Here is a 12,229-nt window from a genome sequence, read left to right as displayed (position 1 = left end):
TCCGATCCGCGGTAGCCTCGAAATGCCCGGAAATACGCCGGACAATAACACTTGTGTTGCGTCGACTCTCAGAATCCGCCCAACGGCAAACCCCACATACGCGGGCCGGTCTTGTGGGACCCCACCCAAACCTGGCGCCCCGCCCGAAGTCACCGCGCCAACACCCCCAGCCCCGAACCGCCCTGGCGCACCTAAGACGAACCCTGCCGCAGCTGCTAGCCGCATCTGGCCGCAGTGGGTCCAGTCGTGGCGCGAGGGGCAAGACGAGAGCTCGAACTGAACTAGGGCAACTGCTCGAGCCAGATGCGCATCCGGGCGATGTCGTCGACGGTGATGCCTACCTCGGAGCGCGGCGGAATTAGCAGCGACGGTGTCTCCAGCGTGGCATTGCGTACCCTTTCCCCGTGCAGTTGCACGTCGGCATCGTCGATCCAGATGAACGGTGCCGGTACGTTCTGGTCTTCTTCGATACGCTCGGACTTCCAGAGTCCCGTCTCGCCATCGGTTTGGCCTTGGCGTTTCGGCGGAGTCGTCACGTCGAGCATGCGCCCGCCGGCCAGTCCGTGCAACTCGGGCACGAGCAGCTGCCGGGTGGCATCGAACTCGTTCCAGGAGGTGAGCCAGACCAGCTCGACTCCATACTGCATCAGCAGGGAGTCGAGCGCCGTGATCAGGCGGGGAGCCCAGTGCACGTCGCGGGTTGCGGCGTGACCGTCACCGTACTCGATGTTGATCGATGCCGTGGCTACATCTCCCCAGGCCGGGTCTGGTTCGGAACGGGGGCACAGGCATCCGTTGACAGAGAGGTAAAGTCGTGGAACGCTCACCGTGCCTGCCCATCGTGACGGGTGGCGTAGCCGGCATCAACGATGCGTGCTCGATCGGCCGTATCGGCCATGGTGGTATCGCTGTTCAGCGTGAAATTGTAAATTGTCGGACTCCCAAGAATATGCTTCTGCATATAGCTAAGCACGCACGAGCGACATACGCCTCCCCGCGAACTGGGTGAACTTTAGGGCCGTGTCTGTGGTGGCGTTTGTGCATGACGAGCCCGCGCCGAAGATGGCCCGGGCTTAGCCCGCCAGTTCGGCCATACGTGACAGTGCCAACTGCGTGTACAGGGCCGTGCCGTCGGCAAGGACGTCGTCGTCAAAGGTTGCCGCGGGGGAGTGATTGAAGGCGGCGGTGGGAGCATCCGCTTGTCGCGACACGGCCGAGAGAAAGACAAAGGTTCCCGGTACCTGTTGCAACACTCGCGAGAAGTCCTCGGAGCCGCCGCGGGGGTTGACCATGCGGGTGAACCGCTTTTCACCGAAGAGTTCACCGACGACGCGCTCGGCCCGGCTGGTTTCGCCCTCGTCTGTGACGGTCGATGGATATTCGGTGACGTAATCCACCGCTACTTCAACGCCGTGGGCTGCCGCAATTCCCTCGAGCAGACGGGGGACCACGCGCGCCAGCGTGGCCCGCGACTCAGGTGTGTATGACCGAACGGTCGCCTCCAGACGTGCGGAGTCGGGGATGATATTGCGCTTGGTGCCAGCCTGCAGCACTCCGACCGAGAGCACCACCGGGTCGAACATGTCGAATTGGCGGGTGACCATCACCTGCAGGGCGGTAACCATCTCGGCAATCACCGTCACCGGATCCTGCGCGTGGTGCGGGGCTGAACCGTGCCCGCCGGCGCCATGCACCGTTACCGTGAGGCTATCGCTGGCCGACATCAGGGTTCCGGCGCGACTGGCGAATTGCCCGTTGGGTGCGCCGGCCGACACGACGTGCAGGCCGTAGGCGGCGTTCGCCCGGCGGCCGGCGGCGTCGAGTACGCCCTCGCGAATCATCACTCCCGCCCCGTCGTACCCCTCCTCACCCGGCTGGAACATGAGTACGACGTCTCCGGCGAGTTGGTCACGGTGGTGGGCGAGCAGCGTCGCCGCGCCTACAAGCATGGACGTGTGCAGGTCGTGACCGCAGGCGTGCATGGCGCCGTCAATGCGCGAGCTGAACTCCAATCCGGTACGTTCCTGAACTGGAAGCGCGTCCATGTCGCCGCGCAACAACACCACGGGCCGTGAAGCGGACGCCCCGGCGCCGGTTCCACGCAACACCGCCGTCACCGATGTCGTGTCGGTACCCAGACTGATTTCATACGGAAGGCCCTGGAGGGCCTGGAGTACCTTCTCCTGTGTGCGTGGCAGCTGCAGCCCCATTTCGGGTTCCCGGTGCAAGCGATGGCGCAGGTCGGTGATGTCTCCGGCAAGTTCACGGGCATCTGAGAGTACGGTCACGGGTTCTCCTTTGAAGGCCACTGATGCCTCTAGTGTGAGCCGCAGCGGGAGAGTTGTCGAGTCACACCAGCGTCTTGCGCAGAAACTCCCGGGTGCGCGGTTGTTGTGAGTGGTCGAACACCTCGGCCGGTGAACCCTGCTCGAGAATGACGCCGCCGTCCATGAAAACGACCCGATCGGCCGCTGCCCGAGCGAAGCCCAGCTCGTGGGTGACCACGAGCATGGTAGCGCCGCTGGCGGCCAACGCGGCCATGACATCGGTGACTTCGCTGACGTTTTCCGGATCGAGGGCCGACGTCGGTTCGTCAAACAGAAGCAGAGCGGGTTCAAGGGCCAGGGCCCGGGCGATGGCGACGCGTTGCTGCTGCCCGCCGGAGAGCTGGCGAGGGTAAGCGTTGGCACGATCGGCCAATCCAACCCGGGTCAGCAGTGTCATGCTGCGCTCGATCGCGTCGGCCTTGCTCAGTTTGAGAATTGAGCGCGGTCCGTCGGCAATGTTCTGCAGCACGCTCCAGTGTGGAAACAGGTTGAAGTTCTGGAAAACCATTCCCACATTGCGACGCTGCACGGCGATCTGGCTTTCGGTGAGCCGGCGCACGCTCCCTTTAGACTCTTGCCGATAGCCCATCAGCTCCTCGCCCACCCAGATCGACCCACCGCTGGCAACCTCGAGACAATTCACGCAGCGCAGCAGGGTAGATTTTCCCGACCCTGACGAACCGAGGATCGCGACAGTTTCGCCGACGTGCACCTCGAGGTCTATGCCCTTGAGCACCTCGACCCCGGAGAAATGTTTACGCAATCCGCTAATGCGCAGAATGGGCTCAGTCACGATTCCATACCTCGATTCAGGTTGCGTTCGGCGGCTCGTCGATCGAAAAACCTGGCCACAATGGACGAGCTGCCATTGCGGCTGGACCCCCGGCCATAGTGACGCTCAATGAAGAACTGCACACCGTTGAGCACGGTCGTGATGAAGAGGTACCAAATACTCGCGACGATCAGCAATGGCACGGTCTGATAGGTCTGGCTGTAGATCTCCTTGACCGAGAACAACAACTCGGCTCCGCCGATCACGCTCACCAGCGACGTCCCCTTCACCAGTGCGATGATGGAGTTGAAAGTGGGCGGAACGATGAAGCGCATCGCCTGGGGTAGCTGGATTCGAAAGAAGACGCGAACCGGCTTCATGCCCAGGGCTTGCGCAGCCTCGAGCTGCCCCTCGTCAACCGAGATCAGCCCGGCGCGATAGATTTCGGCCTGATAGGCGGCATCGTGCAGTCCAAGACCGACGATGGCCGCCAAGAGTGGCGTCACCAGGGTGTTGGACTCGATGGAGGCAAATGTCGGACCAAACGGAATCCCGATGCTTAAAACCGGTACAAGCAGGCCGATGTTGAACCAGAAGATCAGTTGCACGAGCTGTGGTGTACCCCGGAAGAACCAGATGTACGACGAGGCGAGCGCGCGCAGCAGGGCGCTGTCTGACAGCTTGCACACTGCCAGAACGCCGCCGAGAACCAGACCGATCGTCATTGCCGTCACCGTGAGAAAGAGCGTCATGACAACGCCCTGGAGCACGGTTTCGCTGTTGAGGTATTGCCCGACGACGTCCCATTCAAAGTTGGGGTTCGTCAGCAAGAGGTTCACGATTTGTGCAGCGACGACCACGGTAACGATGGAGAGCACCCAGGTAGCAGGCCGCCGGGGAGCCAGCGCCCGTGCTGCGTCCACAGGGTGTCGCGGGTGAGGCAATTCGATGTCGGTCTGGTTACTCGGCAGGTTTGCCATGACTATTGCGGGTTTGCGACGAGCCAGTCGGCGTACAGGTTGATGCCGGGCTGTTCGATAATCTCTCGATCGAGACCATACTTGGTCATGATCTTCTCGTAGTCACCATTGTCAAAGAGCACTTGAAAGCTCGCGAGCAGGGGGTCGGAGAGCTCAGAATCTTTCGGGAGCAGAGCTCCCATGAACTGACCTGCGAACCCGTTGGCAAACTCTTCGCCGACGACTTCCAACTCGCCGTTGGATTCCTTGGCCGCGTAGAACAGCGAGGCTCCGCCGGTGAAGAATGCATCCGTCCGCCCTGATCGCAAGGCCAGCACGCCGTCGGGAACGCTCGCGACACTCAGCACGGTGAGGTCCTTACCCTGCTCCTGGCACTTCACTGCCTGAGCCTCGGCAACTTTATACGTGGCGGCGTTGGCGAGTGCCGCCACGGTGACATCACACAATTCATCCATGTTGGTGACGTTCTTGGGGTTGCCCTTCTCCACGAGAAAAGGCACGACCTCTTGCAGAACGTCAACGAATTCGGCGCCTGGGCGTTCCTTCGGTCCTCCGACCGAGTCAGCGTAGGGAAAGAATCCGAAGGCGTAACGTTCGGCGCTGATCGCGGCGAACGCGCCGGAAATGTCCGGCACTGTGGCGACCGTGATATCCACGCCCATGACCTCCGCGATGGCCTTCATCAGCTCGGCACCGGCACCGGTGTACTCGCCGGTTTTTCCGGGAGTCGTGACCCACCACGGGGGGTTTGCACCGCTCGTGACGACAGTGAGTTCGCCGGCGTCCTGAATGTTTTGGGGTAGGGCGTCGTGAATGGCTTGGTCCATACCAGTGGATACTGTGGGTTCCGCCGGTTCGACGGCTGCGCTGCAGCCGGCTAAGAGAGAGACCGAGAGGGCTATGCAAAGCGTTTTCGCGACCTGGATACGATTCATTGACAGTGCTCCAATGCTGTAGTTGATTGGGCTGAACTCAACGCGCCTGCGTGCAGGCCCGCGGCGATGTAACGAAAAAGGCGACAAAGCGGTGGAGTTGCGCGGTAGAAGCGCCGTTAATTTCGGTGGTAACCGAGCGTTGCAGAAATGCGGTGGGCGGCACTGACGACCGAATCCCTCCACACACCCTCGACATTGCCCGACACCCGCGACATGGCACCCCCAATTACCAGGGCCGCGATCATGTCACCAGAATAGTCGTAGACAGGCGCGGCGATTGCCCCTGCACCGGCATCGACCTCGCCGAGACTGAGGCTGTAACCGCGTTGGCGAATCTCCTCCAATTGTCGGCGCAACTCGGCCTCGTCGGTGATGGTGTGTTCGGTGAACGCCGGCCCGCGATGCCTGAGCACCTGGGCCAGGCGTTGCTCGTCCTGGCCCGAGAGCAGCATCTTCTGCCCAGCCCCCGAATTAAGTGGCCGTTTTTTGCCGACATCAACTGAGATACGCAGGGAATGGGTGCTCTCAATGCGGGAGATGCAGATCGCTTCCATGCCCAACGGAGCCAGCAGATAGACCGTTTCATTGGTCTGCGCCTGCAACGCCTCCAGCTCGGGCTGCGCAGCGGCCCGCAGTGCCTCGATCGGTTGAACCGCCACTTCGCCGAGAGTGAGTAATCGACTGCCCACCCGGTAGTGGTCGCCGATACGCTGCAGAAAACCGCGCGATTCGAGGGTTTTGATCAGGCGAAAGGCCTTGTTTCGGGTCACGCCAATTCGCCGGGCGATGTCGGCAACGCGCAGTTCCCCTTGCCCGTTCTCGAACTCGAGCATAATATCGAGGGCCGCGGCAACCGGCCCGATCATATAGTCGGTAGCCGGGCCCGTTGGAACGGGCGGGGCCGTCGACGTGTCTAAAGTCTGCGCGGCATCAGTCGTGTCAGTCGTCATGCGGTCACCGCAATCGTTCGGCGACTATGCGCATCCCCTATAGAAAGTAGTGAACCGCTCATGAACTGGCCGCCTTTCAGTACGGCCGTGCGGCGGCGCGCATCCTGCAACAAGCGGATGTCCTCGTGCGGGTCGCCGTCCACGATGAGGAGATCAGCGAACTTGCCCACCGCGACGGTACCGATATCGGCTGACATGCCCAGGCACTGGCTGGAGTGGTCGGTGGCGACCGTGATCGCTTCGGCTTCGGTCATGCCAGCCTCGACCAGTAGTTCCAATTCCATCCCGGTGCGCCCGAATCCGTGGAACGGATTAGTATCTGTGCCCGCAGCGATGCGCACGCCGAGTCGTATGGCCCGAGCAATGCTCTCTCGATGACGCGCAGGCATGTCCGCGGTGTGGGCGCGCACGCTAGCCTGGGACAGGGTGCTGTGCCAGTTGGAGATGCACATCGTTGGAACATACCATGTGCCGCGATCAGCCATTTCGCGTGCGCACTCTTCGCTGAGGTAGGTTCCGTGCTCAATGGTATCGACACCGGCCCGTACGGCCAGGATTGCGCCGGGATCGCCGTGGGCGTGTGCGCACACCGGGATCCCCTCGAGGTGCGCCTCGTCCACGATGGCGGCGAGTTCTTCCTCGGTGAACAAGGGGCGGTGCGGCCGTCGTGCGGCAAACGTCATGCTCCCCGTCATCGCAACCTTGATGACGTCAGCGCCCATGCGAATAACTTCGCGAACCTTGGCCCGAGCAGCCACCGGGCCGTCGCACCAGGGTTCGGGCAGACCGGGCCAGATCTCGTACCGCCCGCGGGAGTTGATCGCACCGCCCGACACCGGATGGTGATCCATCAGTGAGTTGGTCGGCGACACAATGATCAGCGAGGTCTGCAAACGCGGACCGGGAATGACGCCGCGGTCAACGGCGTCGACGAAGCCGCGTTCCAGACCCCCGAGGTCACGGGCTGTGGTGATTCCAGCCTCCACCGTCACCTTCAGGGCCGCCACGGTCTGGGACACCAGCAGTCCGAGCGGTTCCGGGTGCGTGACAAGGCTCTGCGCCCAGGCTGCATGGTGCGTGTGGCAGTCGATCAGGCCGGGCATCAGGGTGGCGCCGCCCAGATCGACGACCTCGACGGTGACGGGAAGGGGGCGATCGTCGGTCACCTCGACGATACGTTCGCCGTCGATAATCACGGTCGACCGCTCGCGCGCCGGGCCACCGGTGCCATCGATGAGACGAGCGTTGACGAGGGCACGCAGCTGGGTGGTCATGAAATGGGCTCGTTTCGGGAGGTTGAAAGAAGAGTGGAGGCGCGCGCCTGGTTTCGCGAACTCGCCAGCGCCGACCGCCGCATCTTGCCGGATTCGTCGCGGAAGCTCGTAGTGACGAACTCGAAAGTCTTGGGCACCTTGTAGGGCACGAGGCGTTCCCGGCAGAATGCCCGCACTTCGTCGACTTCGGGCGGCGCGGCCGGGTTGGTTGGCAGCAGGATGGCGTAGACTTGTTTGCCCCACTCGTCGTCGTCGATGCCGATCACGACGGCGTCGGCGATGCCGGGGTGTTCGGAGAGCACCCCTTCGACCTCAGCCGGGTAAACGTTGGCCCCGCCGGTGATGATCAGGTCGACTCGTCGGTCGGCGAGATAGAGGTAGCCGTCGTCGTCGAGCCAACCGAGGTCGCCGAGGGTGACCAAACCGTCGTCAGTGGCTTCCAGCGGTTCGGTGCCTAGGTAACGAAACGTCAGGGGACCGCCGGTGTGTCCGGTGAAGATCTCACCGATCTCGCCCGCTGGCAGGGCGGCGCCAGTGCTGTCCCGGATGCTCAGGCGAGTGTCGACCGGGCGACCCAGACTGCCCTCGCGGAGCATCCACTCGTCGCCGCGAATGGCGACGACGCCGGTGCCTTCTGCGCCGCCGTAGCAGTCGTACTGTCGGGCCGGATCAACCAGCTGCAGCCAGACTCGTTTGACCCATACCGGGCAGACTGCACCGCTGTGATAAAACGCGTCGATGCTCGAAAAGTCGCGCGTAAGCACATCGGGCAGGCGCGCGATGCGTTGCATAACGATGGGAACCATGGCGAGAAACGAGACGCGGTATCGCTCGATGACGTCTACGGTGAGGGCGGCATCGAATTTTTCCAGCAGAATCACGGTATGCCCCTCGAACAAACCATTGTGAGTGAGGCTGAAGGCGATGTTGTGGTAAAGGCGACCGGTGACGAGCTGGGTCTGATCGGCCCGCAGGCCGAAGTGGTGAAGAGAGCTGCCCTGTCCGACAATCTTCTGCCACGGTCGGTCATCAAGGATGATCTTGGGGCGTCCGGTCGAGCCGCCCGAGCAGATCGCCTTGCCCGGCCAAGCGGTGACGGCCGGCAGCGGTGACGCGTCGACGGTCTCGTATGCCGGCAGCTGGTCGAGCCCAATATCGCACGCATGCGGCCCCTGCTGTTCAACGAGCATCACGGTCGTGCGCCACGATTCGCTCACCGCGATAATTTCTGCACGTTCCCGGTCGGTCATCTGGGGTGACAGCGGAAGAGTGCAGGAGCCGAGCCGCCAGCCGGCGATGGCAGCGATAATGTGCTCGGCGCGGGTGGGCAGGCAAATTGCCAGAAGGGTTTTCGGGCCCACCCCGCGGTCCGCCAGCAGACGGGCCAGCTGATTGGCGCGCGCATCCAGCTCCGCCCAGCTGAGGGAACGTTCACTGCCGTCGGGGGCGATAAAAATGAGCGCGGTGCGCTCGCCACGTTCTGTGGCGAGGTCGGCGATGCGCTGGGCGTAGGAGACCGGGAAGGGGGTGAGACGTGAGTCTGCGGTCATGGGTTGTTCTCCGTGTCGCCTGGTTCGGGTGGCGGCGTTTTGTAGGATGAGGAATTTCTCGAATCGTATCCCTGGATAGACAGTTAATCTATATGATGAACCAAAATGGTCGTTGAATCTCGTTGTGAGGGGTTACGCAAATGTTGATGACAGGACTTGCCGGTGAGGTTTTCATCTCGGGGGTGGCCGAAGCGCCGCTGGGGGAGGTGCGGGATCATTCCGAACTGTCGATGATCGCGCTGGCAGCCAGGGAGGCCCTCGCCGATGCCGGGTTGACCCTCGCCGATGTCGACGGACTATTCGTGAATTACCTCGGCGAGGCGGGCACGGTGCAGGTGGGGGAATACCTCGGAATCCAGCCGACCTATTCCGATTCGAGCGATCTCGGCGGCGCTGCCTTCGTTGCTTTTCTGGGTCACGCTTCGGCCGCCCTGCAGACCGCACGATGCACGGTTGCCCTCGTCGTGTACGCGTCCCGGCAGCGCACTCGGGCCAGCCGCACACTCAATCACTGGAACATGAAGGCAACGTCTCCTCAGTTCGAGCAGCCATATGGGTTGCCGGCACCGATCGGCCAATTCGGGCTGCTCGCGGCACGACACATCTACGAGTTTGGGACGACACCCGAGCAGCTGGCGTCCGTCGCCGTCACCGCGCGGCAGTGGGCCGGTATGAACCCGAAGGCGTGGCAGCGCGATCCGCTCACTATTGATGACGTGCTGGAGTCGCGCATGATCTGCGATCCGCTGCATCGTCTGGATTGCTGCCTGATCACCGATGGCGGCGGTGCCGTTGTGTTGACGACCGGTGACCGGGCGCGCGATGCGGACAACACTCCGATTCGCGTGGCTGGCACCGGGGAGAGCGCCAGGCAGTGGCACATTGCGCAATTACCGAGCCTCGCGGCCTCACCGGGGGTCGCAGCCGCACGATCCGCCTTGCAAATGGCAAACGTCGTGCACCGTGACATCGACATCTTCGAGCCCTACGATGCTTCGACGATCAGCGTGCTCCTGGCGCTCGAAGACGTGGGGTTCTGTGCCCGCGGTGAAGCCGGCGCGTTCGTGCAGGCGGGAAGCTTGACCCCGACCGGTACCCTGCCGTCGATCACCTCAGGGGGAGGGCTGTCGTACTGTCATCCGGGGGCGCTGGGCATCTTGTTGGTTATCGAAGCGGTGCGGCAACTGCGCGGGCAAGCCGGTCTGCGGCAGGTTCCCGGCGCGACAGTCGGCCTGGTGCACGGCATCGGCGGACTCTTCTCGACAGCGGCCACGGCGGTGTTGGTTCGTGGTTGAGTCAGTTTTCGATTGGGACGACCCCACAACCGCCTATTTCTGGGAGGCCGCCAGACGGGGACAACTCGTGATCCAGCGGTGCGGGGCCTGCCGTCAATACCAGTTCTATCCGCGTTTGTTTTGTCTTGCCTGCGACAGTGATGACATCGGCTGGGTCGCGGCGAGTGGCCGCGCGACGGTCTACTCGCAGACCACCGTGCATCTGAGGTCCTCGCCCGAGGTCGACCTGGATTCGCCATACGTCGTGGCCGTCGTGGAGCTCGAAGAGGGACCGCGATTATTGACCAATCTAACCGAAAAAGATTGTCTAATCGGCAGCTCCGTGCAGGTCGGCTGGCGACCTCGGCGCGGGCAGGCACCGGTGCCGGTCTTCGGGCCCGTGACCTCATGACCATCGAGGATGTCTACGCCCACATTGATGCAGGATTTATCGCAGCGCTCGACGAACTCACCTCTCTTGTACGCATCGCCGGCGTGAGTGCTCAGCCCACGGATGACCTTGTCGTGTGCGCCCAGATCGTGCTGAACAGTGTCTGCGCGAGTGGTCTGCGCGCGCACCTGATCGAGGGCTATGGACCGCCGGCTGTGTACGGCGAACGCATCGTCGACCCCGGCTTGCCGACCGTGCTCATTTACGGGCACTACGACGTGCAACCGGCGGATTTTGACGCGCACTGGCAGGATGATCCGTTCGAGTCGACCATTCGAGACGGCCGCATGTACGGGCGTGGTACCAGCGACAACAAGGGTCAGCACCTCGCACAGCTCTGCGCACTCCGTGCCATGCTTGCCGCCCACGGCGAGCTGCCGGTGAATGTGAAGGTGCTCATCGAGGGCGAGGAAGAGATCGGAAGCCCGCATCTGGCCGAACTCGTGCGCGATAACCGGCACCTATTGGCGGCCAATCTCGTCATCACCTCGGATGGTCCCGTTCATCGCAGCGGCACTCCGCAGCTCGTGCTCGGCACTCGCGGACAGCTCGGCGTTGAGCTGCGCACCCGTGGGGCGAACCGGGAGGCGCATTCTGGCAGCCTGGGCGGGCTGCTGCCTGACGCCGCCCAGCATCTCGTGCAGGCGATGGCGACGCTGTGGCACCCCAGTGGTGAGATCGCCGTTGCGGGCTTCTTTGATGACGTGCTGCCCCCTACGCCAACCGAGAGCGCGAATCTGGCCGGGTTACCGCTCGACCTGAACGATCACTTGACGGACTTCGGCATTTTCGAGCTTCCCAAGCCGGCGGGAATCGGCTATTACGAACGGTTGATGCTGCAGCCGACCATGACCATCGCCGGTCTGACCAGCGGTTATACCGGACCGGGAATGAAAACAGTCATTGCCAACGGCGCCCGAGCGCACCTTGATATGCGGCTGGTACCCGGGCAGAACCCAAACGAAATATTTCGGTTGCTCGAGGCGCATCTGGCGGTGCATGCTCCGGATATCGAGCTGACCCGGCTCAGCTCGGTTCCGCCGTCGCGCACGGCGCTCGACAATCGATATGTTGCGATCGTGGCTGGTGCAGTAGAGCATGCAACCGGCATGGTTCCTTTCATCGTGCCGAGCCTGGGCAGCTCGTTGCCGAACTTCGTCTTCACGGATATCCTGGGCATTCCCTCAATTCTCGTGCCCTATGCAAATCCGGACCAGAACAATCACGCCGCGAACGAGAACTTCGAGCTGTCGCGATTCAAAGACGGGATGAGAATTTTTGCGACCATCCTCGACTACGTCGCCCGCGCGAACTAATTGCAGCGCGCGGCGACGAGCATCGTCGATCTAGTCGAGTTCCGTCCGGATGGCGTGACCGACCACTATACCGGAGCGCTCGAACGCGACGGCCCAAGTCTGCTCGAACGAAAACGTGCGCCTGAAACAGGAACCCATCCAATGGAATCTCGCGTTGGAGTGCTTGCTCGCCGATTTCGTTCAAAATAATTTTCGGTTTATTTCAGCCTGAAGATCGCGCTCCACTCGGTCGTTATGTCCACCGATACGACGATGATCAGGCTAAACGCTCCGTCGTACCTATGAACGAACCCGCAGCAGTCGCAAAGTATGCCATGACAGAACGCGCGTGACCGAAAATCAGGGGTTTCGAAGAATATCGTGAGGATTTGTTCAAAAAGGCCGGGCATGCTGGCGGCCT

Annotated in this window: 11 protein-coding genes; 3 read left to right on the top strand and 8 right to left on the bottom strand. The window is 62.4% G+C overall.

The features are described from left to right. Positions 1-281 precede the first annotated feature (281 nt). From CXY72_RS05025 to CXY72_RS04990, 8 genes are all read right to left on the bottom strand, one after another. A complete protein-coding gene (locus CXY72_RS05025) occupies positions 282-827 on the bottom strand; it encodes an HAD domain-containing protein (RefSeq protein WP_104126604.1) in 546 nt (181 codons plus the stop codon). A gap of 246 nt (positions 828-1,073) precedes the next feature. Then, entirely contained in the window at positions 1,074-2,288 is a 1,215-nt protein-coding gene (locus tag CXY72_RS05020; protein WP_104126603.1) for a M20 family metallopeptidase, read from the bottom strand. Positions 2,289-2,349: 61 nt separating this feature from the next. Then, the gene (locus tag CXY72_RS05015; RefSeq protein WP_104126602.1) at positions 2,350-3,120 is read right to left on the bottom strand and encodes an amino acid ABC transporter ATP-binding protein; all 771 of its coding nucleotides are present in this window, start codon (positions 3,118-3,120) and stop codon (positions 2,350-2,352) included. Beyond that, positions 3,117-4,079 carry an amino acid ABC transporter permease gene (locus CXY72_RS05010; RefSeq protein WP_104126601.1) on the bottom strand — a complete coding sequence of 321 codons (963 nt, stop codon included), beginning with the start codon at positions 4,077-4,079 and terminating at the stop codon, positions 3,117-3,119. The genes CXY72_RS05015 and CXY72_RS05010 overlap by 4 nt, the downstream gene beginning before the upstream one ends. A gap of 2 nt (positions 4,080-4,081) precedes the next feature. Further along, positions 4,082-4,906 (bottom strand): transporter substrate-binding domain-containing protein, encoded by an 825-nt coding sequence (locus CXY72_RS05005; RefSeq protein WP_158252473.1) that lies wholly within the window; start codon positions 4,904-4,906, stop codon positions 4,082-4,084. Positions 4,907-5,130: 224 nt separating this feature from the next. Then, positions 5,131-5,964 carry an IclR family transcriptional regulator gene (locus CXY72_RS05000; RefSeq protein ID WP_104126599.1) on the bottom strand — a complete coding sequence of 278 codons (834 nt, stop codon included), beginning with the start codon at positions 5,962-5,964 and terminating at the stop codon, positions 5,131-5,133. Further along, a complete protein-coding gene (locus CXY72_RS04995) occupies positions 5,961-7,238 on the bottom strand; it encodes an amidohydrolase family protein (RefSeq protein WP_104126598.1) in 1,278 nt (425 codons plus the stop codon). The genes CXY72_RS05000 and CXY72_RS04995 overlap by 4 nt, the downstream gene beginning before the upstream one ends. Continuing rightward, a complete protein-coding gene (locus CXY72_RS04990; RefSeq protein ID WP_104126597.1) occupies positions 7,235-8,788 on the bottom strand; it encodes an AMP-binding protein in 1,554 nt (517 codons plus the stop codon). The genes CXY72_RS04995 and CXY72_RS04990 overlap by 4 nt, the downstream gene beginning before the upstream one ends. A 140-nt stretch (positions 8,789-8,928) precedes the next feature. Here CXY72_RS04990 and CXY72_RS04985 point away from each other — a divergent pair, with 140 nt between their 5' ends. From CXY72_RS04985 to CXY72_RS04975, 3 genes are read left to right on the top strand one after another with little or no spacing between them, the layout of a single operon-like run. Beyond that, a complete protein-coding gene (locus CXY72_RS04985; protein ID WP_199183958.1) occupies positions 8,929-10,083 on the top strand; it encodes an acetyl-CoA acetyltransferase in 1,155 nt (384 codons plus the stop codon). Then, positions 10,076-10,474: a Zn-ribbon domain-containing OB-fold protein gene (locus CXY72_RS04980; RefSeq protein ID WP_104126595.1), complete on the top strand. Its 399-nt coding sequence runs from the start codon at positions 10,076-10,078 to the stop codon at positions 10,472-10,474. Before CXY72_RS04985 ends, CXY72_RS04980 begins: the two co-directional genes overlap by 8 nt. Continuing rightward, positions 10,471-11,829, top strand: a complete 1,359-nt coding sequence (locus CXY72_RS04975) for a M20/M25/M40 family metallo-hydrolase (protein ID WP_104126594.1) — start codon at positions 10,471-10,473, stop codon at positions 11,827-11,829. The genes CXY72_RS04980 and CXY72_RS04975 overlap by 4 nt, the downstream gene beginning before the upstream one ends. Positions 11,830-12,229 lie beyond the last annotated feature (400 nt).

Origin of the sequence: Cryobacterium sp. Y57, from assembly GCF_002929505.1 — a bacterium.
GTDB lineage: Bacteria > Actinomycetota > Actinomycetes > Actinomycetales > Microbacteriaceae > Cryobacterium.
The sequence above is the reverse complement of the archived record's forward strand: the minus strand, read 5'-3'. Positions and strand labels throughout refer to the sequence as shown.

Coding starts and splice junctions, on each gene's coding strand:
- CXY72_RS05010 (WP_104126601.1), bottom strand. CDS start 4,079: ATGGCAAACCTGCCGAGTAACCAGACCGACATCGAATTGCCTCACCCG.
- CXY72_RS05005 (WP_158252473.1), bottom strand. CDS start 4,906: ATGGACCAAGCCATTCACGACGCCCTACCCCAAAACATTCAGGACGCC.
- CXY72_RS05000 (WP_104126599.1), bottom strand. CDS start 5,964: ATGACGACTGACACGACTGATGCCGCGCAGACTTTAGACACGTCGACG.
- CXY72_RS04995 (WP_104126598.1), bottom strand. CDS start 7,238: ATGACCACCCAGCTGCGTGCCCTCGTCAACGCTCGTCTCATCGATGGC.
- CXY72_RS04990 (WP_104126597.1), bottom strand. CDS start 8,788: ATGACCGCAGACTCACGTCTCACCCCCTTCCCGGTCTCCTACGCCCAG.
- CXY72_RS04985 (WP_199183958.1), top strand. CDS start 8,929: ATGTTGATGACAGGACTTGCCGGTGAGGTTTTCATCTCGGGGGTGGCC.
- CXY72_RS04975 (WP_104126594.1), top strand. CDS start 10,471: ATGACCATCGAGGATGTCTACGCCCACATTGATGCAGGATTTATCGCA.